Origin of the sequence: Devosia sp. (assembly GCF_028290625.1) — a bacterium.
GTDB lineage: Bacteria > Pseudomonadota > Alphaproteobacteria > Rhizobiales > Devosiaceae > Devosia.
In genome coordinates this window covers 91,301-115,870 of record NZ_JAQGJM010000012.1, presented here as the reverse complement: position 1 = coordinate 115,870, position 24,570 = coordinate 91,301, and the positions used below count along the sequence as shown (strand labels likewise).

At 63.2% G+C, this 24,570-nt stretch carries 22 protein-coding genes; 4 read left to right on the top strand and 18 right to left on the bottom strand.

The window, feature by feature from the left end:
* The first annotated feature begins 55 nt into the window (after positions 1-55).
* A complete protein-coding gene (locus tag JWR51_RS06405; RefSeq protein ID WP_299745254.1) occupies positions 56-1,234 on the top strand; it encodes a M20 aminoacylase family protein in 1,179 nt (392 codons plus the stop codon).
* Between the two features lie 160 nt (positions 1,235-1,394).
* On the opposite strand, the gene JWR51_RS06400 is transcribed toward JWR51_RS06405, so the two are convergent.
* From JWR51_RS06400 to JWR51_RS06365, 8 genes are all read right to left on the bottom strand, one after another.
* Complete coding sequence (locus tag JWR51_RS06400; RefSeq protein WP_299745253.1) at positions 1,395-2,285, bottom strand: nucleoside hydrolase; 891 nt, start codon at positions 2,283-2,285, stop codon at positions 1,395-1,397.
* The gene (locus JWR51_RS06395) at positions 2,278-4,080 is read right to left on the bottom strand and encodes an adenine deaminase C-terminal domain-containing protein (RefSeq protein ID WP_299745578.1); all 1,803 of its coding nucleotides are present in this window, start codon (positions 4,078-4,080) and stop codon (positions 2,278-2,280) included. Before JWR51_RS06395 ends, JWR51_RS06400 begins: the two co-directional genes overlap by 8 nt.
* 133 nt (positions 4,081-4,213) lie before the next feature.
* On the bottom strand, positions 4,214-5,596 hold the full coding sequence (locus tag JWR51_RS06390; RefSeq protein WP_299745251.1) for a M20/M25/M40 family metallo-hydrolase: 1,383 nt from the start codon (positions 5,594-5,596) through the stop codon (positions 4,214-4,216).
* Entirely contained in the window at positions 5,593-6,918 is a 1,326-nt protein-coding gene (locus JWR51_RS06385) for an amidohydrolase (RefSeq protein ID WP_299745248.1), read from the bottom strand. Before JWR51_RS06385 ends, JWR51_RS06390 begins: the two co-directional genes overlap by 4 nt.
* Positions 6,915-7,970 carry an ABC transporter ATP-binding protein gene (locus JWR51_RS06380; RefSeq protein ID WP_299745245.1) on the bottom strand — a complete coding sequence of 352 codons (1,056 nt, stop codon included), beginning with the start codon at positions 7,968-7,970 and terminating at the stop codon, positions 6,915-6,917. The genes JWR51_RS06385 and JWR51_RS06380 overlap by 4 nt, the downstream gene beginning before the upstream one ends.
* 9 nt (positions 7,971-7,979) lie before the next feature.
* On the bottom strand, positions 7,980-8,771 hold the full coding sequence (locus JWR51_RS06375; RefSeq protein ID WP_299745576.1) for an ABC transporter permease: 792 nt from the start codon (positions 8,769-8,771) through the stop codon (positions 7,980-7,982).
* Positions 8,768-9,592, bottom strand: coding sequence for an ABC transporter permease (locus JWR51_RS06370; RefSeq protein ID WP_299745242.1), 825 nt, complete (start codon positions 9,590-9,592; stop codon positions 8,768-8,770). Before JWR51_RS06370 ends, JWR51_RS06375 begins: the two co-directional genes overlap by 4 nt.
* Before the next feature lie 179 nt (positions 9,593-9,771).
* Positions 9,772-10,809, bottom strand: coding sequence for an ABC transporter substrate-binding protein (locus JWR51_RS06365; protein WP_299745240.1), 1,038 nt, complete (start codon positions 10,807-10,809; stop codon positions 9,772-9,774).
* Between the two features lie 153 nt (positions 10,810-10,962).
* Here JWR51_RS06365 and JWR51_RS06360 point away from each other — a divergent pair, with 153 nt between their 5' ends.
* Entirely contained in the window at positions 10,963-12,831 is a 1,869-nt protein-coding gene (locus tag JWR51_RS06360; RefSeq protein ID WP_299745237.1) for an adenine deaminase C-terminal domain-containing protein, read from the top strand.
* A gap of 208 nt (positions 12,832-13,039) precedes the next feature.
* Here the strand turns inward: JWR51_RS06360 and JWR51_RS06355 are convergent, their stop codons facing one another.
* The 6 genes from JWR51_RS06355 to JWR51_RS06330 all read right to left on the bottom strand — a co-directional run bounded on the left by JWR51_RS06355 (position 13,040) and on the right by JWR51_RS06330 (position 19,111).
* Positions 13,040-13,636, bottom strand: coding sequence for an NAD(P)H-dependent oxidoreductase (locus JWR51_RS06355; RefSeq protein WP_299745234.1), 597 nt, complete (start codon positions 13,634-13,636; stop codon positions 13,040-13,042).
* Positions 13,636-15,036: an FAD-binding oxidoreductase gene (locus JWR51_RS06350; protein ID WP_299745231.1), complete on the bottom strand. Its 1,401-nt coding sequence runs from the start codon at positions 15,034-15,036 to the stop codon at positions 13,636-13,638. Before JWR51_RS06350 ends, JWR51_RS06355 begins: the two co-directional genes overlap by 1 nt.
* Complete coding sequence (locus tag JWR51_RS06345; protein WP_299745228.1) at positions 15,033-16,358, bottom strand: cytosine deaminase; 1,326 nt, start codon at positions 16,356-16,358, stop codon at positions 15,033-15,035. Before JWR51_RS06345 ends, JWR51_RS06350 begins: the two co-directional genes overlap by 4 nt.
* Positions 16,359-16,360: 2 nt before the next feature.
* Entirely contained in the window at positions 16,361-17,152 is a 792-nt protein-coding gene (locus JWR51_RS06340) for an ABC transporter permease (RefSeq protein WP_299745574.1), read from the bottom strand.
* A gap of 69 nt (positions 17,153-17,221) precedes the next feature.
* A complete protein-coding gene (locus JWR51_RS06335; protein ID WP_299745572.1) occupies positions 17,222-17,980 on the bottom strand; it encodes an ABC transporter ATP-binding protein in 759 nt (252 codons plus the stop codon).
* Positions 17,981-18,112: 132 nt separating this feature from the next.
* Entirely contained in the window at positions 18,113-19,111 is a 999-nt protein-coding gene (locus JWR51_RS06330) for an ABC transporter substrate-binding protein (RefSeq protein ID WP_299745570.1), read from the bottom strand.
* Positions 19,112-19,333: 222 nt separating this feature from the next.
* On the opposite strand from JWR51_RS06330, the gene JWR51_RS06325 reads away from it, so the two are divergent.
* Together JWR51_RS06325 and JWR51_RS06320 are read left to right on the top strand one after the other, a co-directional pair.
* Positions 19,334-19,729, top strand: a complete 396-nt coding sequence (locus JWR51_RS06325) for a RidA family protein (RefSeq protein WP_299745225.1) — start codon at positions 19,334-19,336, stop codon at positions 19,727-19,729.
* A complete protein-coding gene (locus tag JWR51_RS06320) occupies positions 19,726-20,523 on the top strand; it encodes a creatininase family protein (RefSeq protein ID WP_299745223.1) in 798 nt (265 codons plus the stop codon). The genes JWR51_RS06325 and JWR51_RS06320 overlap by 4 nt, the downstream gene beginning before the upstream one ends.
* 4 nt (positions 20,524-20,527) lie before the next feature.
* On the opposite strand, the gene JWR51_RS06315 is transcribed toward JWR51_RS06320, so the two are convergent.
* From JWR51_RS06315 to JWR51_RS06300, 4 genes are all read right to left on the bottom strand, one after another.
* Entirely contained in the window at positions 20,528-20,731 is a 204-nt protein-coding gene (locus JWR51_RS06315; RefSeq protein WP_299745220.1) for a hypothetical protein, read from the bottom strand.
* 106 nt (positions 20,732-20,837) lie between these two features.
* Positions 20,838-22,709, bottom strand: a complete 1,872-nt coding sequence (locus tag JWR51_RS06310; RefSeq protein WP_299745217.1) for an ABC transporter ATP-binding protein — start codon at positions 22,707-22,709, stop codon at positions 20,838-20,840.
* A gap of 19 nt (positions 22,710-22,728) precedes the next feature.
* The gene (locus tag JWR51_RS06305; RefSeq protein ID WP_299745214.1) at positions 22,729-23,613 is read right to left on the bottom strand and encodes an ABC transporter permease; all 885 of its coding nucleotides are present in this window, start codon (positions 23,611-23,613) and stop codon (positions 22,729-22,731) included.
* Complete coding sequence (locus tag JWR51_RS06300; RefSeq protein ID WP_299745211.1) at positions 23,613-24,548, bottom strand: ABC transporter permease; 936 nt, start codon at positions 24,546-24,548, stop codon at positions 23,613-23,615. The genes JWR51_RS06305 and JWR51_RS06300 overlap by 1 nt, the downstream gene beginning before the upstream one ends.
* Between the last annotated feature and the right edge of the window lie 22 nt (positions 24,549-24,570).

Below are 24,570 nucleotides of genomic sequence, written 5' to 3'. Positions count from 1 at the left end.
CGAGCGTCCTATGCTAGATATTGGCGCGACTGGATTTTCAAGAGCTTAGCAACCGATGACGCCGCAAGACAACGACCCATTCGAGATCGACACCATGATCGCGCTGCGGCGCGACCTGCACGCCCATCCCGAGCTCGGTTTCGAGGAACTGCGCACCAGCGATATCGTCGCGGCACAACTGGCCGAAGCGGGGATCGAGGTGCATCGCGGGCTGGGCAAGACCGGCGTGGTCGGCACGCTGCGGGTGGGCGATGGGACGCGGGCGATTGCCCTACGGGCCGATATGGATGCACTGGCCATGCCGGAATTGTCCGATCTGCCGTATAAATCCACCGTCGCCAATACCATGCACGCCTGCGGGCATGATGGTCATACGGTCATGCTGCTGGCGGCAGCGCGGCATCTGGCGCGGACGCGAAAATTTTCCGGCACGGTGCATTTCGTGTTCCAACCGGCCGAAGAAGGTCGCGGCGGTGCCAAAGCGATGATCGCGGACGGCCTGTTCGAGCGCTTCACGGTCGACGCCGCCTACGGCCTGCACAATATGCCGGGCCTGGCGACCGATGAAATGGCGGTGGTGGCCGGCCCGCAGCTGGCCTCGTCCGATAGCTGGGAAGTAACCTTCCACGGCGTCGGCACCCACGGCGCCAAGCCGCATCTGGGCCGTGACGCCATGACGGCGGCCGCCCATTTCCTCACCATGATCCACACCATCGTCGCGCGGCGCATCGATCCGCTGCAGCCCGCCGTGGTCAGCGCCTGCGCCATCGCCGGCGGCGATTTCCGCGCACTCAACGTCATCCCCGATGACGTGCGGATTGGCGGGACCGCGCGGGCCTACACCCCCGCCGTGCGCGACCAGCTTGAAGCCGAGATCGGCCAATTGGCGCACGGCGTGGCCGCGACCTTCGGCATCGCCGCCGAATATACATTCCTGCGCCGGATTCCCCCGGTGGTGAACGACGCCGATGTTACGCGGCGAGCGCTTGCCGCAGCGCAAACAGCAACCGGCACCCGCCCCGTTATCACCGATTTCCCACCCTCGACGGCCGGCGACGACTTCGCGTTTTTCGGCGCAGCGGTGCCGGGTTGTTATGTCTGGCTTGGCAATGGCCCTGCCGTAGACGGCGCGCTGCACCACAATTCGCGCTACGATTTCAATGATGAGGCGATTTTGACCGGGGCGCGGTTTTGGACCGCGCTGGTGGAGCAGGAATTGCGCCCCAGTGTTTAGCGTTCAGCGCGATCCATCCCCGCCACTGGCCTTCCTGCGGACTTGATCCGCGGGCCTCCATCGGCACGGCACAAGCGGCCAGCGGCCCGCGGGTCAAGCCCGCGGGAAGAATGGTGAGGAGGAGAGGCCGCGCGCAAAAGCCACTTCGAGCCACCTTGGGCTAGGCGACCAGCCCCTCTGCCAGCAGGTTCAACGCCCCCGCTGCGTCGACGCTCATCGCGATCTTCACCGACACCGAACCCGCCAACAACGCCCCAGCATCAACGCCCTCACTCAAATCCACCGACACCTTCCGCGTCTCGACCTCGAACAGCTCTGGCGCTAATGCCAGCAGCATCACGCAGGGATCGTGCAACGGTCGGCTCTCGCGACCGTTCTGGAAATACGCCGCGATCAAGTCCGCCGCCGCATTCCCCGCCACGCCGCCGCGCAAAGCCTGCACAAACTCCACGCTGGCCCGCACTTTCCGGGTGACATCCAGCGGAACCAGCGTCACATCGAGGCCGCTTCCCAGCACCGCATCCACCGCCTCCGGATCGGACGCGAAATTGAACTCCGAATGCGGGCCGACATTGCCCTTGTCGTCCACCACCCCGCCCATGACGATCAGCCGGCCGATACGGCGGGCGGCGTCACCATGGTCGCGCAGCAAGAGGGCAATATTGGTGAGCGGTCCCAGCGCCAGGATATCCACGCTGCCGGCGTGACTGGCGCGAAGCTGTTCGGCCATCCAGAACGGCGCATAGCCATGCGGCTTGGCGAGCGGCTCGGGAAGCACGACGCCACCCAGCCCGTCATTGCCGTGAATGGCGGCCTCGTCGATGCCCGGTCGGGCCAGCGGCGCGGCGGCTCCGCAGATGACCGGAATATCCTGCCGGCCCAGCAACCCCAATAGCCGGCCGGCATTGCGCGTGGTGATATCGATGCCGATATTGCCCGCCACCGTGGTCAGCCCGAGTACATCGAACCGCCCGCTATTGAGCGCGAACAGGATGGCGACTGCGTCATCGAGCCCCGGATCGGTATCAATGATGACGCGATGGTTAGTCATAGAGCGGCACCAATGCCATTTCGGGGACCTTGACCAGACCCTTGTCGGTGATGCGGATTTCGGGGATCACCGACAACGGGATCAGGTTGAACCCCATATAGGGAATGGTGCAGCCGGCGGCGTCCCAGGCGGTCTTGAGCAAGCGGTTTTCGGCCGCCACCTCGTGTACGCGCTTGTCGGAGAGCAGGCCGGCGACCGGCAGACCGACAAAGGCCGTCACCTTGCCATCCTGCACTACGACAATGCCGCCCTTGGCCGCCTGGATGGTGGCGAGGGCCAGGGCCATGTCGGCCTCATTGGTGCCGGCGAGCAGGATATTGTGGCTGTCATGGCCAACGCTGGAGCCGACGGCGCCATTGCTCAGGCCAAAATCCTGCAGCAGGCCATGAGCAATGCCAGCGTTCGATTTGCCATGGCGCTCGATGACGGTGACGAAGCTGAGATTGTGCTTGGTGAGGATGCTCGACCAGTCATTGGCCGGCTCGATGGCGACCTTGCGATGCGGCAGGATGATGCCGGGCTTTTCGATGCCGATGGCATTGGCGACGACCGGCGCGGTGGGCAGCTCCGGGATCAGCTTGAGATTTTTCGGTGTGTGGACAGTGTTATAGGCCGCGTCCGGGTAGCGGTAGCGCTGGTTGAGCGTGTCTTCGAGGATCGGGGTGATCCGGCGGTGATCCACCACAAGTTCTCCGCCATACCAGGTGCTTTGCGGCTTCATGGAATCGTCGAGCAGCACCAGGTCGGCGCGGCGGCCACCACCCAGGCCGCCGATCTCGTCGCCCATGCCGAAGCGGGTGGCTCCGTGCAGCGAGCCCATGGCCCAGGCCTGTTCGGGGCGCATGCCGAGGCGCATGGCTTCGCGCGCCACCCAATCAAGGCCGAAATTGAGCAGGTCATCGGCGTCGCGATCATCGGTGCAGACGCAGAAGCGCTTGTGGCTGGCGCCGCGCTCGGTAATCGGCTTGATCGCCTCGACGATGGAATTCCACGGCGTCGCCGGATTGCCGCCGCGCAGGAACACCCAGATGCCGGCATCGACGAAATCGTCGGCAATATCGGCGTCGATGGCTTCATGGGTATCTGTGACGCCCGAGGCCGCATAGGGAGCGACGAATTCGCGGCCATAAATGTGGCCCGAGACCGGGCGGCCGCGCTTGAGCGCTTCCGCGATGATGGCATGGCTGCGTGGGTCGCCCATGGCGACGGGCACGAAATCCATCTTCTCGCCCAGCGCCACGGCTTCGGGCCAGTTGTCGAACAGGGCGCCGATCTTGTCGGGGGTCAGGTCGCCACCGGCGGTTTCCAGCTCCGGCGAGGTGGCAGGGACAGTGGAGGGCACGGTCAGGAAGATCGACAGCGGGGCAAGCCGCGCGTCTTCCAACATGGCTTCGACGCCGGCCACGTCCATGACATTGCCGATCTCGTGGCTGTCGCAGAAAATCGTGGTCGTGCCATTGAGCAGCGCCGCCTCGGCATAGGCGCAGGCGGTGACCATTGAGCTTTCGATGTGAATATGCGGATCGACCAGGCCGGGTGCGATGATGCCGCCCTTGGCGTCATAGACGGATTTTGGCGCGGGGCCCTTCTTGTAGGTGCCGGCCGGATGGACGGCGGCGATGCGACCGCCGACCAGCCAGATTTCCTTATCGGTGCTGATGCGCTCCGAATACGTCGAGAGCATGCGGGCGCCGGTGATGACCGTATCGGCTGGGGCGCGTGCGGCGGCGACGGCGGCGAGCGCTTGTGTCTGTTGCCAGAGTGGCGCGACGGAGAAGCGGGTTATCGGCATCAGATATGCTCCGGCTGCTGTCTTATCCACGGTGTCATCCCCGCGAAGGCGGGGACCCATCCTGAGATCTCGGGATGGGCCCCGGCTTGCGCCGGGGTGACATCGTGGGTGGGGTTGGCTGGATGATTGAGCTGCGTCATTCGGCAAACGCCGCCAATATGCGCACCCAGCTGCGGATGCCTTTGTGAAAGCTCGACAGGTCGTATTTTTCGTTGGGGCTATGGATGCGGTTGTCGAAGCGGGCGAAGCCGATCAGCAGCGAATCCATGCCGAGCCGCTTCTTGAATTCGCCCAGAATGGGGATCGAGCCGCCAGTGCCGGCGAGCGCGGTCTCGACGTTCCATTCCTCGGTCAGCGCGATGCGCGCCTTGGCGAGCAGCGCGCCATCAAGCGGCATCATTTCGGCCGGGGCGCTGGCATAGGCGCGAAAAGTCACCGAGCAATCGGCGGGCAACAGGCTTTGCACGAAGGCGCGGAAGATGGTGCAGATGCGGTCGGGGTCCTGCCCCGCCACCAGCCGGAACGACAGCTTGGCATGCGCCTCGGCGGGGATCACCGTCTTGATGCCGTCGCCGGTATAGCCACCCCAGACGCCGTTGATCTCGCAGGTGGGGCGGGCCCATACCTGTTCGAGCACCGAGCGGCCGGTTTCGCCGGCGGGGAGGGAGAGGCCGACATCGGCGAGGAATTTTTCCGCATCGAAGGGCAGGCGGTCCCATTGGGCCTTGATGGCTTCGGGCAGTTCGGTCACGCCATCGTAGAAACCTGGAATGGCGACGCTGCCATCGTCGGCGCGAAGCTTGCCGATAATGGTGCTCATCAGTTGCACGGCATTGCGGGCGGCGCTGCCGAACATGCCCGAATGCAGGTCGCGGTCGCCGGCGGTGATGGTGAACTCTTCCGAGACGAAGCCGCGCCACATGGTGGTGATGGCGGGCGTGTCGTGGTCCCACATATCGGTGTCGCAGACCAGGATCGTATCGGCCCGCAGGTCCTCGGCATTGGCCTCAAGGAACGGGGCGAGCGATGGGCTGCCGGCCTCTTCTTCGCCCTCGAACAGCATGGAAATGCGGATCGGCAGGGTGCCGGTCACGGCCTTCCAGGCGCGGCAGGCCTCGATAAAGGTCAACAACTGGCCTTTGTCGTCCGAAGCGCCACGGCCAAGGATGAAAGTCTCGCCATCGGGTTGTGGCGCGAGCGAAGGCTCGAACGGCGGCGTGGTCCACAGTGCGAGCGGATCGACCGGTTGCACGTCGTAATGGCCATAGAACAGGACATGAGGACCGGGGACTTCGGGGCCATGGGCCACGACCATCGGATGCCCCGCGGTGTCGCGGACGAAGGACGAAAAGTCCAGCGCGCCCAGCTCGTCGGCCAGCCAATGGGCGGCGCGGCGGCAATCGGGCGCGTATTGCGCTTCGGTCGAGACCGAGGGAATGCGGATGAACTCGAACAGCCGCTCGAGGCTGCGGTCGAGATTGGCATCGACGAAGGCCAGGGCGGCGGGAACGTCGCTCATTGCGGCGCCGCGTCGATGCGGGTCATTTCGACCTTGAACTGGTGGGCAATCTGGAGCGCGTCGCTTAGGGCCTTTTTCGGGTCCAGCGTCTGCATCTGCCGCTCGCGCAGCAGCCAACGGCCGGCCACCATAGTGCCTGTCACGTCGGTCGGCAGGGCGGCAAAGACCAGCATGGCGTAGGGGTCGTAAATGGGATGCAGGCGCGGCGCCGCGAGGCTGATGCGGATCAGGTCGGCCTGCTTGCCGGGCTCCAGCGAGCCGGTCTTGTGATCCAGACTCAGCACCTTGGCCCCCTCGATGGTGGCCATGCGGACCACGGCTGCCGCAGGCAAAGGCAGGCGCGATTTGCCGCGCAGCTTGGCAAACATCGACAGCGGCGCGAGCTGGGAAAACAGGTCCAGCGTATTGCCGCTCATTGGCCCGTCGGTTCCGATGCCGACGGGAACGCCGGCCTTGCGCAGCGACTCGATGCGGGGAATGCCGCGGCCGGCCTTGCCATTGGAGCGCGGATTGGTGGCGATGCGCACGTCCGCCTCGGCAATCAGCTCGATATCGCTGTCGCTCAAATGCAGGCAATGGGCTCCGACCAAGCCCGATTTCAACAGGCCCGACTGCTTGACCAGCTCGGTCGAGGAGGCGCCATAGGTCTCGCTGGCCCACTTCACCTCCATGTCGCTCTCGGCCAGATGCATCTGCACCACGACCTCGGGATGGGCATCCGACCAGCGCGCGATCTGCCCCATCATCTTGACGCCGACCGAGTAGGGCGCGTGCGGCGCGATCGACGGGGTGACCAGGGGATGGCCGGAGAACTCATCCACCAGGCGCTCGACCTGCTCAAAACCCTCGTCGAAGGTGGCATGGTCCGGCGCGTTGAAATCGGCCAGAGTCTGCCCAACCACGGCGCGCAGGCCGGATTCTGAAGTAACGCGGCCGACCTCGGTTTCGAAATAATACATGTCGGCGACAGTGGTGACACCGCCCTGGATCAGTTCCAGCGCCGACAGCGCCGAGCCGGCGCGCACCATGTCGGGCGTCACATATTTGCGCTCCAGTGGCAGGATATAGCGATAGAGCCGGTCGTCGATATCCTCCGCCAGCCCGCGGAACACCGACATTGCCATGTGACAATGGGTGTTGACCATGCCCGGCATGACGACATCGCCGCCGCAATCGATGACCTCCACACCGGGGAGCGTAGGCGGCGTACCGGAGCCGAGCGCGGTGATCGTGCTGCCATCGATCTGCAGCCAGCCGGTCTGGTGGGTGGTCATGGCTGGGTCGATCGTGAGCAGCCAGGCGTTGGTGAGGATTATGGTCATTCCGGCGCCAGGATTGTGCACTGCTCGGGGACCGGCACGAGCTTTGCCGCAGCCCCGATCTCCAGCGGGCGGGTCAGAGGGCCGTTGGCGGTGAGATGACCCGCGGGGGTGTCGCACTGATACTGGTATGCGCGGCCCAAATAGGTGCGCAGGCCAAGGGTGGCAGGGATGCCGTCTGCACTGGTCGTGACGGCGAGGCCATCGGCGCGGCAGGCGAGGGTGAAGGCATCGGGGATCGCGCCGAACTGGTCTTGCGACAGCGTCAGGCGCACGCCTCCGGCGGCTTCGGCGGTCACGCCCGCGCCACCACGGGCGACGACCGTCATCGGGATCAGGTTCTCGAACCCAACAAACCGCGCCACGAAGGCGTTGGCGGGGCGCTGGTAGAGGGTCTCGGGCGTATCGAGCTGCATGATGCGGCCTGCATGCATGATGGCGACGCGGTCGGAGATCGAGAATGCCTCCTCCTGGTCGTGCGTGACATAGACCGAGGTCGTGCCATTGGCGCGCTGCAGCTGGCGGATTTCCACCCGCATGTCGACGCGCAGCTTGGCATCGAGATTACTGAGGGGCTCGTCGAACATCAGCAGGGGTGGCTCGATGACCAAGGCACGGGCGAGGGCCACGCGCTGTTTCTGGCCACCCGACAGGGCGCCCGGCAGGCGGTCGCCGAACGGGGCGAGGCCGACGCGCTCCAGCATGGCGTTGACGCGCTTCGTCTTGGCGTCGCCCGAAATGCCGCGCTGCTTGAGGCCGAAGCCCACATTGTCGGCGACCGACAGATGCGGGAACAGCGCATAATTCTGGAACACCAGGCCGATATTGCGTTGATGGGCGGGCAGGCGGGTCAAGTCTTTGCCGCCCAGCTCGATCTTGCCCGAGGTAGGTTCGAGGAAACCCGCCACCAGCCGCAGCGTCGTGGTTTTGCCGCAGCCGCTGGCGCCCAGCAGGGACACCAGTTCGCCCTCGGCAACTTCGAGCGACAGGTCTTCCAGCACTTTTGTAGTGCCGTAATGCGCGGTGATCGACTGGATGGATAAGGCTTGGGTCACAGGATCACTCTATTTGGCAAAGAAGGTCAGGCCCAGCGTCCGCTCGACGGCGGCCATGACGGCGACAGTCAGCCCCATTAGCAGCACCGAGACCGACGCCACGGTCGGATCGAAGAACTGCTCCATATGGGCCAGGATCTGGATGGGTAGGGTGGAAATGCCCGGCCCGGTCAGGAAAATCGAAATCGACACGTCGTTGATCGAGGTGATGAAGGCCAGGATGAAGGCGGCGATGACGCCGGAGCGCACATTGGGCAAGAGGATCGTGAAGAAGGTTTTGAGCCGCGGCGAGCCCAGGCTGATCGCGGCTTCCTCGATGGAAAAATCGAACGCCGCCAGCGAAGCGCTGATGACGCGCACCACATAGGGCAGCACCAGCAGCGAATGGCCGAGCACCAGCGAGACGAAAATCGGCGCGTGGAACTGCGTGGCGACATTCTTGAGGAGCGAAAATCCCAGCACCAGCTCGGGAACCAGCACCGGCAGGATGAACAGCGTCGAGAGCCAGCCGGGCAGTTGGATGCGGTAGCGGTTCAGCGCATAGGCGGCCGGCACGCCCACCACCAGCGCGATGCCGGTGGAGAGAAACGCGATTTCGAGACTAGTGACGATGGTGCGGCGGAACGCCTCGATTTCGAAGATATTCTCGAACCAGCGCAGCGACAGGCCCTGCGGCGGAAAAGTCAGATAACTGGTGTCGCTGAGGGCGGCGCCCAGCACGATGACCAGCGGGCCGACGAGGAAGATGAACACCAGCACGGTCAGCGCGATCAGGACGGGGTGAATGGAGCGGGTCATCAGGTGGCCATCGGATTGAGGCGGCGGGCGACGCGGGTCATCAGCAGCACGATGGCGATGGTGATGACCACCATGATAGCCGCGATGGTGGAGGCCGAGACCCAGTCGAAGGTGACCATGGCCTGCTGATACATCAGCGTGCCCATCACCATCTGCGCTTCGCCGCCGAGCAATTGGGGGGTGGCGTAGGCGGTGAAGCTGCCGGTGAACACCAGCACCGCGCCGACGATCAGGCCGGGGACCGCGAGGGGCAGGATGACCTGCATGAAGGTGGCCGATGGCCTTGCGCCGAGTGAGGCCGAGGCCTGCAGGAGGTCATCGGGAATGGCTTCGAGCACGCCCACAAGGGTCAGCACCATCAGCGGTACGAACAGGTAGACCATGGCGGTGATCACTGCCCCCTGAGTGTAGAGCATGCTCAGCGGCTCCGCGATCAGGCCGGTCGACAGCAGCGCCGAATTGAGGATGCCGTTCTTGCCAAGGATGATCAGCCAGGCGAAGGAGCGCACGACCACCCCGGTCAACAGGGGAAACACCGCCGCGATGATCAGGATGGATTTGAGCCAGCCGGGCGAGCGCGACACCACATAGGCGGTAAGAAAACCGATGATCACCGATATGGCGGTGGTGGCCAGCGATACCTGGATGGTGCGCCACAACACGGTGCGGCGGAAGCCGCTGCCGAAAAAGCCGAGATATGGCGCGAAGGGCCCGGCGGCGGTGGCGAAGGTCGTCACGATGGTGGCGAGGACGGGCAGGATGAGGAAAACCACGACCAAGAGGGTCGCGGGAGTGCTCAAAGTCCAGCCGGCGAAGCGTTTCATGAAAAGACCTTACGTGATCGCCTGGGCATGTGGCCCGTAATTTTCACCGGGTCATCCCCGCGCAGGCGGGGACCTCCGTTTTCTTGTGGGCATCGGCTAACAGAGGTTCCCGCCTGCGCGGGAATGACTGCGTGGATGTGCGAAGCGCGGGGTCACAAGGTTACCCCGCGCCTTACGAACTAGCCGCCCAACAGCTCATTCCACTTTTCGATCCAGCCGGCCTTGGCGGCGTTCATTTTGACGTAGTCGACGCGCTGCAGGCCTTCGATCATATCGGCCCCATAGGTCCAGATCGCCGCCTGTTCGGGCGTCAGCGTCACCGACTTGACGGCGGGGGCATCGACGCCTTCCTCGGCCAACTTCTGCTGGATTGCGGGCGTCAGCAGGAAGTTGATGAACTGGTAGGCCAGCTCCGGCTCTGGCGCGCCGACCGGGATATTGACCGTGTTGACGGTGGCGATAGCGCCCTCCGACAGATCAGCCCATTTGGCGGTCGGCACGGCCGCCTGGATCTGCGCCAAGGTGAAGTCTTGCGCGATGGCGGTGGTGATTTCCCCGGTCGAGAACAGGTTGATCATCTCGGAGCCCGTATTGTAGTTTTTCACCACATTGGGCTTGAGCTCTTCGAGCGCCTTGAAGGCCCCGTCGGCGTCCGCATAGGCATCGACGCCCGCATGGTCGCCCGCCTTGATGACCGTCATCGGACCAGCCGTGGTGGTGATGCCCGGCAGCGAGATCGAGGAGGCGAGATCGGCGCGCCACAGGTCGTTCCACGATGTGATCGGGGTCGTCACCTTGGCGCTGTCATAGACGATGCCGACGCGGCCCAGCGTATAGGCCGGGCCATAACCGCCCTGCGGGTCCTTGGCGAGATCGTAGAGGCCGGCCAGGTTCGGGATTTTGGCCGGATCGATCTTCTGGAACAGGCCGGCCTCGATGCCGGTCTGGCTGAAGCTGTCGGACAGGTAGATGACGTCGACGCCTTCGCCATTGCGAATCTGCAGCTTATTCAGGCGCTCGCCGGCATTGCCGGTTTCGAACACTACTTCGCAGCCGCATTGGGCCTTGAACGGCTGGATCAGCAGCGCATCGAGCTTTTCACCATTGAAGCCCCACCAGGAGATGGTCAGGGTCTTGGTTTGAGCGAACGCGGGCGCGGCCATCAGCGCGGTGGCGGACAGCGCCAGCGCGATTGCATTGACCAGAATCTTCTTCATTGCGATTTCCTTTGCAGCCCGGCGGGCAGGCCAGGGCGATGCGGATTACGACGGCTTCCCGAACCCAGCCTATTTTTGTGGCGGCCCCCATTCAAGCCCAATAGTTGTGCTTTACAGTGCTACTAAAGCTCAAACCAAAGCCTGGATCACGCCATGACCGACGCCTTGCCCCCCGACCTGCTGATCACCGCTGACGACGAAGTGCGGATTCGCCAGCATCTGGCGCTGGTTGCGCTTGGCAAGGCCAAGGCGGACCGGTCATTGCGGGTGGGGCGGCTGCTCGATGTGCATGGGCGGCGTTGGCATGAGGATCAGGAGATCGTCATCTCCGGGCGACGAATCGCCTGGGTGGGTCCGGCGGGCGCCTATCCGGGGGAGGTCGGGGAACGATTCGAGGAGTTGTCGCTGGCGGCCGTTCCGGGGTTCGGCGAGGTGCACAAGCATATCGAATCGAGCCACCTGACGCCCGAATGGGAGGCGGCGCTAGTCATGCCGCGCGGCTGCACCTGGGTGTGCGAGGCCAGCCACGAATTCTCCAACGTCAATGGGCCCAACAATCTCGAATTCTGGCTGACGGCGCGGCTTGCCGGCTCGCCGATGAAGATTTTCCCGCTGCCCGGTTCGGCCGTGCCGCCCACGGCCTATGAGTGGGGGGGCGGCCATTTCGGCTATGACGAGCAGAAGAGTTTCCTCAAGCAAAGTCTGATGGTGAGCGGGCTCGACGAGGTCATGGATTGGCCGGCGATGTGGAACCCGGAGAACCCCTCGCATGAGCGGCTGTGGGGCATGATCCGCGCCACCTTCGAGCAGCGCGGCGTGGTCGAGGGCCATGCGGCCGGGATGCGAGGGATTGACGATATCAATGCTTTTGCGGCGGCCGGAATGGCGTCGGATCATGAAGCATGGACGCTGGATGAGGTCGAGGACAAACTCCGGCGCGGATTGTTCATGGAGATCAGGCCGCACTCATTGCCCGATATTGTGAGTGGATTGTTAGCAAAGGGGCACACCGATTGGTCGCAATTCGCGCTCTGCACCGACGACCGTTCCTGCACCGATACGCTCAAGCTCGGTGCCACCGATCACAATGTGCGGTTGGCAATCGAAGCAGGGCTGGCGCCCGAAATCGCCATCCAACTGGTGACGATCAATCCCGCCCGGCACATGCGGCTAACCCCCTGGGTCGGCTCGATCGCGCCGGGCCGGTTCGCCGATATGGTGCTGCTGGACGATGTGCCGAGCCTGTCTATCGCCAAGGTGTGGGCCGATGGCGAGCCCGTGTCGGAAGGCAAGAGTTTTTCAGGGCCGGTGCCGAAGATCGACTGGCCTGATTGGGCAACGAAGACGGTCAAAATCGATCGGGAAATGACCGCCGCCGATTTCGGCATTGCCGCAGAACCGGGCCGCGAGACCATGCAGGCGGCGGTGCTGCGGCCGTTCCATTGGGCCGATGACTTCATCACCATGGAATTGCCGGTTCATGACGGCCAAGTGCAGCGAGACGAGACGCGCAACGTCACCAAGTTCGCCATTGTGGATCGGTTTTCCGGCGAGGGAAAGACGTCAAAAATGTTCTGGCTCGGCACCGGGCCGCGCACGCCCGATACGGCGCTGGCGGCCTCGCTGGGGCATGACAAGCACAATATCTGGGCCGTTGGATCGTCCGACGCGGCGATGGCGACGGCGGTCAATGCCCTGCGCGATATCCAGGGTGGTTGGGCGCTGGTGCGCGAGGGCAAGCTGGTCGCCACGGTGCGCTATGAGGTCGGCGGGCTGATGAGCTGCCGCCTGGCGGAAGATCTGGATGCCGAAATGCAGGCGCTTTATGCCGAGGGCGCGAAAGTAGACTGGATGTATGAGCCGACCTTCTCGCCGCGGTGGTGGCCCGGTTTTCCTGAGCGGCTGGCATTTGCTACGCTGACCTGCGCGCCATGGCGCTGGGTGCTGGTGGCGCCATCGCCGCTGGCGCCGGAGGGGTTCGTGAACGTGGCGACGGGGCAGACGCATAAGATTGTGTGGTGAGGGGTCTCGTGCCACGCCCTCGTGGTTCGAGGCTCATAAGAATTCGCACCTCACCATGAGGACTACTAGATACTCACTGGTCTCTCAGCAGCCCTCATGGTGAGGTGCGAGCCCTTCGCGAGCCTCGAACCACGAGGGCGTGCCACGATGATGAGTAGGGCCCCGGCCTGCGCCGGGGCGACACCGAGTGTGGAGATATATCGCGGTTCTAGAACCGCCCAATCTCCGCTCGAACCTTCTCGATGAAGCCGGTCAGTTGCGCGGCGGAGTTGTTGTTCATGTCATAGAGCGCCAGATATTTCGGCGGCGTCGGCGTGCCAAACGTCACCCAGGCCCAACGCCTCGCCAGTCGGCGCGGCGGATCGCCCATCAGCATGGTGCGCCAGCGATTGCCGCCGTAGGTGGTGACGAAGGCGACTTTCTTGATGTGCTTCAGGTTGGGCAACAGCTTGCCGCGGTCGCCGCCGCCTTCGAGGATGAAGGAGACGCCGGGCAGGAAAACCCGGTCGAAATAACCCTTGAGGATGGCGGGATAGCCGTAATTCCACACCGGGTGGACGAACACCAAAGCCTCCGCCGCCATCAGCCGATCGACATAGGGCTTGATCGCAGGGGTCACATTGCCTGGCACCTCATGATAGTTGAGGCGCTCTTCGCGGCTGAGGACGGCGGAGAAATCCTCGTCATAGAGGTTGAGCGCGTCGACCTCATGCCCGTTGGCGGTCAGCGTTTCAACAACGGTGTTGAACAGCGTGCGGTTATAGCTGGTCTCGACGGGGTGGGCATGGATGACATGGACCCGCATCAGGCGGCATGGACCGGATTGAGGCCGTCGAACAGCCAGGCCTTGCCTGCGTTGAAATCGAAATCAGGATTCTCCCAGGCGATCATCTTGCCGGGATTGAGCATGCCCTTGGGATCGGCCTCCTGCTTGAAGGCAAGCTGCTTGCGGTCGGTCTTTTTCATCCCGCCTTCTTCCAGCGTATAACGGTGCGGATTGAACACCGCGCAGCCATTGTCCTCGTGGATGCGCACGATTTCGTCCAGCCGCGCCTCGGTGGTGTAGCGCACCATGGGGAGGCCGGCGAAGGTCACTTCGCCATCCTGCCGCGTCATCTCGATATGCATCGGCAATTCGTCGCCGAGCAGCGCGACAATCTTTTCCACATGCGCCAGCGTCGGATAGCGGGTCTGGAGGTACGTAATGCTCGGATCGGCCTTGAGCGCACGCAGCGTGGTGTGGTTCCAGGCCAGCTCGTAGATGGGGGGCAGGCGCTTGAGTTCTTCGGGCGACGCCTCATCGGCGCGATAGAGCATCTCGCCCTTATGGTGGCTGACGAACAGCGTCATCGCCTCGACCGCGACCGGCGCGACCATCAACAAAACGACCGACTGCCCATCCCTGATATACGGCTTGTGCCGGTTGAAATACGCCTCTGGGATTGGCGCGGCGCAAGGCGAAACTTCCTTGACGAGCAACCCATCCTGCAAGGCCACGGCCTGGCCGAACCGGCAGGCGTCGATGAAATCATCGAACCCCACCAGCATGTCGATCCATTCATAGCTCGTGGTCAGCGGCATTTCGGCTTCGACGATAATGCCATTGGTGCCGTAGGCGTGGGCAACCTTGAGAATGTCCTCGCCCTTGAGGTCCAGCTCACGCGGCTCCGCCTCGCAGGTGATCACCTTGAGGCCCAATATGCTCCCCAGCGCTCGCAACCCGCCCCAACGCACCGAGCCCACGCCGCCCGAGCCACCGGCGATGAAGCCGCCCAGGCTTGCCATGCGATAGGTCGAGGGATGGAACCGCAATTCGCCGCCGACGGCAGCCTTGGTCTGGTGGTCAATCTGTTCCAACACGGCGCCGGCTTGGGCGCGCACTCGATCCGGCTTGATCTCGAGCACCTTGTCCATATTCATCAGGTTGAGCATGGCGCCGCCCGCCAACGGCATCGCTTGCCCATAATTGCCGGTGCCGGCCCCGCGCGGCGTGATGGCGACATTGTGCTTATAAGCCGCCGCAAGCACCGTCTTGACCTCGTCATTGCTGCGCGGCGAGACGACGATCTCAGCGGTGACGTGATCGAGCTTCGCTTTCAGGATCGGCGAATACCAGTAATGGTCGCGGCTACGCTGCTGCACGATGCGGGGATGGTCCTCGACCGGGATATCGCCAAGGTCGGCGCGGAAGGCGGCAATGCTCATTGTGATCGTCCCATCAGGTCGTCGAGTTCGCGATAATCGGGCAGGGTGGTGTCGATCGGCATGCCCTTGCGGATGACGATGCGGTCGCTCTGCGGGCGGCTCATCAATTCGCTCCAGGCGCGGGCGCGGAAAATGACGAAATCGGCCGGCTGGCCAACGGCAATCGTCGCCTTGTAGCCGAAGTCGCCATGATCGGCTGGCGATGCCCCAACCGCCCGCACCCAGTCCCAGGCCTGCTCCTGCGGATGATCGAACTGCAGGATGCGCGCGCCCTCGCGGAACACTTCGGCACCATCCAGATCGCCATAGGCATAGAACGGGTCGCGCGTATTGTCCGACGCGATGGCCACCGTGGCGCCGGCCGCCTTGAACTCATTGAGCAGGGTGACACCGCGCCGGATCGGCGTGCGCACCGCGCCATTGCCGTTCTCGCGATCCTGCAAATAGATATTGCACATCGGCAGCGAGACGATGGCGATGCCCGCCTCCACCACCTTGTCGATCGTGGTTTTGACCGTCCGCTCGTCCTGAACCGTCAACACGCAGCAATGCCCGGCCATGACCTTGCCCTGGTAGCCGGTCTCCAGCACGGCTTCGGCCAGGTGCAGCAGGGCATGGGCGGCAGGGTCGCCGGTTTCGTCAGTGTGCAGGTCGAGATCGAGGCCAAGCTCACCGGCCTTGTTTACGACGTCCAGCATGGCTTCCTTGGAGCGATCAAACACCGCGACCGAACCGCCGAGCAGGCCGCCGGACGACTTGACCTGCCGGGCGATGGCATCCAGCGCCTGCGGATCGACCATGGTATCGGGGCCAATGATGGCGACCGCCTGCAGTTCGATGCGATCGGCCCATTTGTCGCGCATTTTTTCGAACAGCGCCCAGCTGATCTCGTGCTGTGGCGGCGCGGAATCCAGATGCGTGCGGATGGCGACGGTGCCGTGGGCATAGGCGCAGCGCAGGGAAAAATCCATGCGGCGCTCGACGTCTTCGGAGGCCCAGAGGTTTTCGCGGTCGGCGTGGACTGCCAGGAGAGCGCCCAGCCAGGTGCCGTCTGGGTTTTCCTTCCGCGGCCAGATATGGCCCTTGTCGAGATGGGTATGAATATCGACGAAGGCTGGCAGCACGAGGCCATTGTCGCAATCATAAACCGTGCCGCCACCCGGCGCGTCGATGCTGGGTTCGATGGCGGCGATTACGCCATTGACCACCGAAATATCACGCTTTTCCACGCGTCCGCCGCGCTGGCCCATGGCCGCGACCGGAATGGTCGCATTCTTGAGCACAAAGGTGCCGGTGGCGGAAAAAGACGACTTATCGGCCACGCTCAGTTCTCCCGCCGGATGGCGCTTTCGTGCCAGCGATGCAGCGTCAGCCAGGCGATGAACGAGGTCAGCCCATAAATGGCGATGCCGGTGCCGCACAACATAATCAAAGCCGCAAACATGCGCGGCAGGTTAAGCCGATACTGACTTTCCAGCAGCCGGAAGGCCAGCCCCGAACCTTGTCCTGCCGAGCCCGCGGCGAATTCCGCCACCACCGCCGCGATCAGCGACAGGCCGCCGGCGATCCGCAGGCCGGCCATGAAATACGGCATCGAGGCCGGAACCTTGAGAAACAACAGCGTCTGCCAGCTATTGGCGCCATAAAGCTCGAACAGGTTGAGCAGGTTATGATCGACGCTTTTCAGCCCTTGCACCATGTTTGAGAGGATCGGGAAAAACGCCACGAGGAAGGCGCAGATCATCAGCGCCGTTTGCGTGTCCGGCGCATAAATCAGGATCAGAGGCGCGATCGCGATGATCGGCGTCACCTGCAGGATGACGGTGAACGGCGACAGCGCCAGCTCCAGCCATTTCGATTGCACGATGATGATGGCCAGCGTCACCCCGCCGATCAGCGCAATCGCCAGCGCCATGACGGTGATGCGCAGCGTGACCCAGAGCGCCGGCCACAGCGTCGCCGAGTCGGTGAACAGCGCCACCGCCGCATCGCCGGGCCCGGGCAGGATATATTTGGGAATGCCATTGGCGGTGACGATCCACTGCCAGATCGCAATACCCACCGCCAGCGCCACCAGCGGCACCACTACCTGCAGCACTTTCTCGTTGTTCGACATGCGCGGTAGCAGCACGGCGACGGCGCTGTCCGTGCCTTTCTCGGCCGTGGCTTTGAGGTCGCTCATGGCTCAGCTCTCCGCCGATTGAATGGCGCCTTGCAGCGCGTCCGACACCTTCTGGCAATTGGCGCGGTAGAATTCGGAAACCCGATAAGCTCCGTCGCGCAAGGCCGGCTGGGCGATATCCAGATCGGTGAACACCTGCCCCGGCCGGGCTCGCATCACCACGATCCGGCTCGAAAGATACGCCGATTCATAGACCGAGTGGGTCACGAAGATCACCGTGATCCCGGTCTGCTGCCACAGCGCCAGCACATCGTCGTTGAGCTTCTGGCGGGTGATTTCATCGAGCGCCGCGAAGGGTTCGTCCATCAGCAACAGCTTGGGGCGGGTGACCAGCGCGCGGGCGATGGAGACGCGCATCTTCATGCCGCCGGAGAGTTCGCGAGGATAGGCGTCGGCAAAATCCGCCAGCCCGACGCTGGTGAGGTTTTCCATCACCTTGTCGCGCGCCTCGCCCTTACGCACGCCGCGCAGCTTGAGCGGCAGATACACATTGCCGAACACCGTTTCCCACGGCATCAGCGTCGGCTCCTGGAACACGAAGCCCACATCGCCCTCGGGCAGGCCGTGCGAATTGATCTTGGAACTGGGCCAGTCGATGCTGCCCGAACTGGCGGCGCCGAGCCCGGCAATGATGCGCAAAGCGGTGGATTTCCCACAACCCGAAGGCCCCAGCAGCGAGATGAACTCGCCACCGCGCACATCCAGCGACATGCCCTTGAGCGCCAGCGTGCCGTTGGAAAACACCTTGCTGACATTGTTCATTGCGACGACGAGGCGGCGCTGCGGAACGGCGGCCGAAGCCTCGGCTTCGGGGAGAGTCAATGTGGTCACAAGCAAACCCGTGTTAGGGCTAAAACGGCGCGGACAGGATTACCCGCGCCGATGGTTGGCAGATTATTTGGCGACAGCGAGGTCCATGCCGACGCCCTTGCAGACGAACTGGGTCGTATAGGCCTTGCTGATGTCGATGCCGGCCTCGTAGACGCCCGCCGCCACCATGGCGTCGTAGAATTCCTTCCACCGCGCGTCGGTCATGCAGCCAATGCCCTTGGTCTCGGCGTCGCCCGATACCACGATGCCGTATTCCTTCATCTTGGCGATGGAGAACTCGATCTGACCGTCGGTCATCTCGGGATTGTCCTTCTTGATCAGGTCATTGGCCGCCGTGTTGTCGCCGTACAGATAGTTGTACCAGCCGATGGCGGTGGCATCGACGAAGCGCTGCACCAGGTCGGGATTCTTGTCGACGATCTCCTGGCGGGTCTCGATGGTAGTCGAGTAGGGCGCATAACCACTGTCCGCGAGCAGAAAAATCTTGGGCGCCCAGCCGGTCTGCTTTTCGATCTCATAGGGTTCGGAGGTCAGATAACCCTGCTGTACCGCCATCGGATCGGCGATGAACGGCGCTGGATTGAACGTATAGGGCTCATACATTTCGTCCTTGAAGCCGGGGAACTTGGCCTTCATCCATGGCCAATAGCCGGCAAAGAAGCTGTCCTTGCCCATGATCAGCTTGGTGGCGGCCGTCAGGCTGCCCAGGTCGGTGAATGGCGCTTCGGGATGCGCCAGCAGCACCTGCGGGTCCTTCTGGAAAATCGAGGCGACGGTAATGCCGGGAATGCCCTGCTTGACGTCATCGATGGTGGACATGCCGCCCATGTAGAAATCGAGCTGGCCGGCAATCAGCAATTGCCCGTTGGGGGCCTGCGGTCCGCCCTGGCGGATGGTCACGTCCAGATTGTACTTGGCATAGGTGCCGTCGGCGACGGCCTGGTAATAGCCACCATGTTCGGCCTGGGCCAGCCAGTTGGTTCCGAAGGTGACCTTGTCCTGCGCGGTGGCTAAGCCCGTCAGGCCGCCCAGGACCATGGTGGTCGCGGCGGCCAGTGTCATGAACTTCATCTCGATCTCCAAAGCTCCCGGACTGCACCGTCCGGTCGTGGTGAATTCTTGTGCGCCTTTGAGGCATGCCCATTCTTTGCGTTATCTCAGGAGGATGGAAAGCTAAAAATGCGGCATTCAAAAATATTGCCTGTGTGGCGTGCAATTCGTCCGCAATGGGCTTGCAATCGATTTTAGTGCAGCTAACATTCCCGCCTCAAGGAACCACTCCTCATGGCCACGCCCCTCTCCCCGATAGATATTCACCCGCCCTTCGCCCCCTATAGCCACGGCATCAGCGTGCCTCCGGGCCAGCAACTGGTCTTCGTGTCCGGTCAATTGGGGATTGATGCCTCGGGCGTCGTGCCCGTCGATTGCGCCGGCCAGGCGCATATCTGTTTCGACAATATCGCCGCGGTGCTGCGCGAAGCGGGGCTCGGGCTGCAGCATGTTGTGCGCATCAACGCCTATGTCAGCGGCCGCGAGCACCTGCCGGCCTACATGGGCGTACGCAACACCCTGTTTGCCGCGCCGTTTCCGGCCTCGACCTTGATGATCGTCAGCGGCTTTGCCCGCCCCGAATTTGTCGTCGAGATCGAAGCCGTCGCCGCCGGTCCAATGAAGGAATGAGCATGCCGCGCAAGATCTGGTGGACCGACTTTTCCGCGTCCGACTTCGAGAGGATCGATCCCAACAAGACCATCGCGATTCTGCCGATCGCGGCGGTGGAGCAGCACGGTCCGCACCTGCCGGTGGGCACCGATACCATCATCAACCAGTCCATGCTGGACCTACTGGTCACCAAAATCCCCGACACCATGGACGTGGGCATCCTGCCGGTGCAGGCGGTGGGCAAGTCCAACGAGCATATCTGGGCCAAGGGCACCGTCAGCCACAAAGCAGGCAACCTGATCGATGCCTGGACGCAGATCGGGCTGGAGGTGGCACGCGCCGGGATCAAGAAGATCGTTTTCATCAATTCCCACGGCGGCAATGAGGAAATCATGGGCATCGTGGCGCGCGAACTGCGCGTCCAGGCTGGCATGCTCGCCGTCAAAAGCGGCTGGCGCTTTACCCCGCCCGGCGTGTTGACCGATGTCGAACGCCGCCATGGCATTCATGGTGGCGACTCTGAAACCTCACTGATTCTGCATTTCCGGCCCGACCTGGTGGATATGTCCAAGGCTGAAAACTTCGTCTCAATCGCCGCGCGCGACGAGGCCGAGTTCAAATATCTCCGCCCCACCGGCGCCTTCGGCCACGTCTATGCCTGGATCGCCTCCGACATCAATCCCGCCGGCGCCGTAGGCGACGCCACCCTCGCCACCGCCGAAAAAGGCCGCATCATCGCCGAAGCCAACGCAGCGGGAATGCTCGAAGTGCTGGCCGAGGTCGAGCGCATGCCGCTGCCGGGGATGCACTAAACCGCTACCGGCCCGAGGCGCTGGGCAATTTGAACACCTCGATAATGCGCATCATGGCCACCAGATGAGTGTTCTCGGCCGTCTTCGGTTCGCGGCATTTGACATGGGTAACCACGGTGAATCTCGCGCCATTGCGCTCACCCGAGGCCGCGAATTCCAGCCGCTGCCATTGCTGCGAATATCGGGCCCAGGTCACCGTGAATTGCATGCCCCAGCTTTAACCACCCTCCGACCACCGATCAAGGCAGCCAACCAGATCGGGTGGGGCGATATTTGGAAAATGGAGCGGGTGAAGAATAGCGCGCTCGATTTGCCTAGACTTTCCAGCCTTCGTCCCAGTTCTGAACGATGTGGCCGGGGGAGGCGGTGGTGTAGGTGCGCTGTGGGGGCACATAGTCGGAGGACCGAATGGGGCTTTTGATCTCCTCGGTGTTGAGCTGGCGCACCTGCTTGCGGCGGGCCGGGTCAGGGATGGGCACCGCGGCGATCAGCCGCTTGGTATAGGGGTGCTGCGGCGCCTTGAAGACCGCGGCGGCCGGGCCCATTTCGACGATTTCGCCCAAATACATGACGGCAACCTTGTGGCTCATCCGTTCCACTACGGCCATGTCGTGGGAGATGAAGAGGTATGAGAGGCCGAACTTCTGTTGCAGGTCGAGCAGCAGGTTCACCACCTGGGCCTTGATCGACACATCGAGCCCGGAGACCGACTCGTCCGCCACGATCACCTTGGGATTGAGCGACAGGGCCCGGGCAATGCAGATGCGCTGGCGCTGGCCGCCCGAAAACTGGGCCGGGTAGCGATTGGCCACGTCCGGGTCGAGCCCGACCTGTTCAAGTAGCTCGGCCACTTTGGCCCGGGCCTGGTCGCGGGTTCCCAGCCGGTGGGTTAGGTAAGGCTCGGCCACCGCATCGCCGACCCGTATCCGCGGGTTGAGGCTGGCAAAAGGGTCCTGGAATATCATCTGGATATGGCGCCGCATGTCGCGCATGCGTTCCTTGTCCAGTGCCATGATATCTGTCCCACCGATGGCGATCTGGCCGCTCTGCGGCTCGATCAGCCGCATGATGGCGCGACCCGTGGTGGACTTGCCACAGCCGCTTTCGCCAACAAGCGACAACGTTTCGCCCGGCTGTAGGTCAAACGAGACGTTTTCCACCGCATGCACCCGGCCATGCGTGCCGCCAAAAAATCCGTGGCCAAGATCGAAGCGCTTGACCAGGTTCTTCACCGACAGGGCCGGTTGGGCGGCGTGGTCGACAGTATCCGGCCGCGGTGCCGGAACACGCAAGATGCCGGTCTTTCGATCGACAACCGGAAAATGCTCGGGCTGGCCATTGCCCTGCATCGATCCCAGGCGCGGCACGGCCGCAATCAGCGTCTTGGTATAGGGGCTTTGGGCAGCCTCGAAAATGGCTTCGGTTGGCCCTTGCTCGACCACTTCGCCACCCAGCATCACCACGGTGCGATCGGCGATTTCGGCCACCACGCCCATGTCGTGGGTGATGAACAACACGCCCATCCCCTCTTCCTGCTGCAATTGCTTGATCAGTTGCAGGATCTGCGCCTGAATGGTCACGTCGAGCGCGGTGGTCGGCTCGTCCGCGATCAGCAATTGGGGCTTGCAGGCCAGCGCCATGGCAATCATGACCCGTTGGCGCATGCCCCCCGAAAGATTGTGCGGCAGTTCGTTGGCGCGATCCTTGGCGGCGGGAATGCGGACTCTGTCCAGCATCCTTATGGCTTCGGCGCGGGCCGCCGCATTGTCCATCCGGCCATGAATGATCAATGTTTCGGCGATTTGCTCGCCGACGCTGACGAGTGGATTGAGGCTGGTCAGGGCCTCCTGAAAAATCATGCCGATCTGCTGGCCACGAACCGAGCGCATCTGGGCTTCGGGAAGCGTCAGAAGCTCGCGCCCGCTCAGCCTGACCGATCCTTCGATGAGGCTCGATTGCGGGTCGAGAAGCCGCATGATCGAGAGCGCGGTGACGCTCTTGCCGGACCCGGATTCACCCACGACGCAGAGCGTTTCACGCGCCCCGATCTCGAACGAAATGCCTTTGACAATCTGGATGCGCGCGGCCCTGGTCTGGAAGGACGTTTTGAGATTGTTGACCGCCAGCACGGGCTGGGCCGGAGCCTGCTGCGGCGCGATGGCGGGGGCGATGCCGAGATCACTCATGAATTGCTCCTTGGCATCGCTATTGGGATGTCGACGGGTCGAGCGCATCGCGCACCGCGTCGCCGACAAGGTTGAAGGCCAGCACCACGAGGGTAATGGCGGCGCCGGCGCCGATGATGGGCCAGGGCGAGCCGAAGATATTGTTCAGGCCATCACGAATGATGTTGCCCCAGCTCGGATTGGGAGCCTGCGTGCCGATACCCAGAAAGCTCAGCGAGGCCTCGAGCCGAATGGCCGACGCCACCCACAGCATCATCAGCACGACGATGGGCGCCATGATGTTGGGGATGATGTGCCGGAAGATGATAACCGGTGTCCGCACGCCCACCGAAATGGCCGCCTCCACATAAGGCTCGTGCTTGACCGACATGGTCTGAGCGCGGGCGACGCGGGCAAAGCCGGGCACGAAGGCAATGGTGATGACGATAATGACGTTCCAGAAGCCGCCGCCCAGAACGGCCGCAATCATGATGGCCAGCAGCAGTTCGGGAAAAGCCAGCAGCAGATCGACGATCCGCGAGATCAGCCGATCGACGATACCCCCGAAATAGCCGGCAACGACACCGAGCGTCGTGCCGATCACCGCGGCGGAGAACGGTGAGATCAGCCCGAAGATCAGCGAATTGCGCGAACCGTAAATCATGCGGCTCAGCACATCGCGTCCGAACTGGTCGGTCCCCAGCCAGTTCTCCCAGCTCGGCATGCGATTGATCTTGAGCATGGACTGGGTGAGCGGATCGTACGGCGCCAGCACCGGCGCGAAGATCGCGACCAAGGCCAGCAGAACGATGATGACCACTGCCACGATGGTGCCGGGGCGGCCGAGCAACACAGCTTTGATGGTCTGGAAGATGTTGGGCTCGGGAGCCAGCAGGTGGGGTGAAGTCTCGGTGAGAATGGTCATCATTTCATCCGGATTCGAGGATCGACGACGATGTAGAGCAGGTCCATCAGCAGGTTGATCACCACCACGAACATGGCAAAGACCACCACCCCGCCCTGGATGACCGCATAGTCGCGTTCGGCGATCGCGCTGATCAGCAACTTGCCGATGCCGGGGCGATTGAACACCATTTCGATTGCCACCGATCCCGACAGCGTCGCCAGCATGCTCAGGCCCAGTCCGGTGGTCAGCGGCAGCAGCGCATTGCGCAGGCCGTGCCGGTAGATCACCCGGTTCTCCTTGGCGCCCTTGGCACGAGCGGTGCGCACATAGTCCTTGCTCAGCACCTCAAGCAGGGACGTGCGGGTCAGCCGGCCGATGAAGGCGGCCTTGACGAAGGCCAGCGTCAGCGCCGGCAGGAAGACGTGGTACATGCGGTCCACAAACCCCTCGCCGCCACCATTGATGGGAAACCATCCCAGGTTGAGCGAGAAGGTGATGAGCAGCAGCGCGCCGAGGTAAAAATCGGGAATGGCGTAACCGATCAGCGAGAACACGCGAACGCTGCTATCGGGCAGCTTGTTGCGGTTGGTGGCCGCAAACACGCCCAGGGGAACGCCGACCACCAGACCCATGAGCATGGCGACCAGGGTCAGCTCGATCGTATAGGGCAGGTTCTGCAGGATCAGCCCGACAACGTTCCGGTTGTTCATCATCGAGGTGCCGAGGTCGAGCGTGAACACGCCCCTCAGGAACGTGAAGAACTGCAGCCACAAAGGATCGTTGAGACCCATCTTGTCGCGAAACAACTGCAGCTGCTCGGGCGTAGCCATGTCACCAAGGGCGGCAATCGCCGGATCGCCCGGCAGGATGCGCATGGCAATGAAGACCAGCAGCAGCACCAACAATACCGTGGGCACCGCGTCAGCCAGTCGAAGCAGTAGATATCTTGCCATTCTTGCCTCCAGCGTGGCCTAG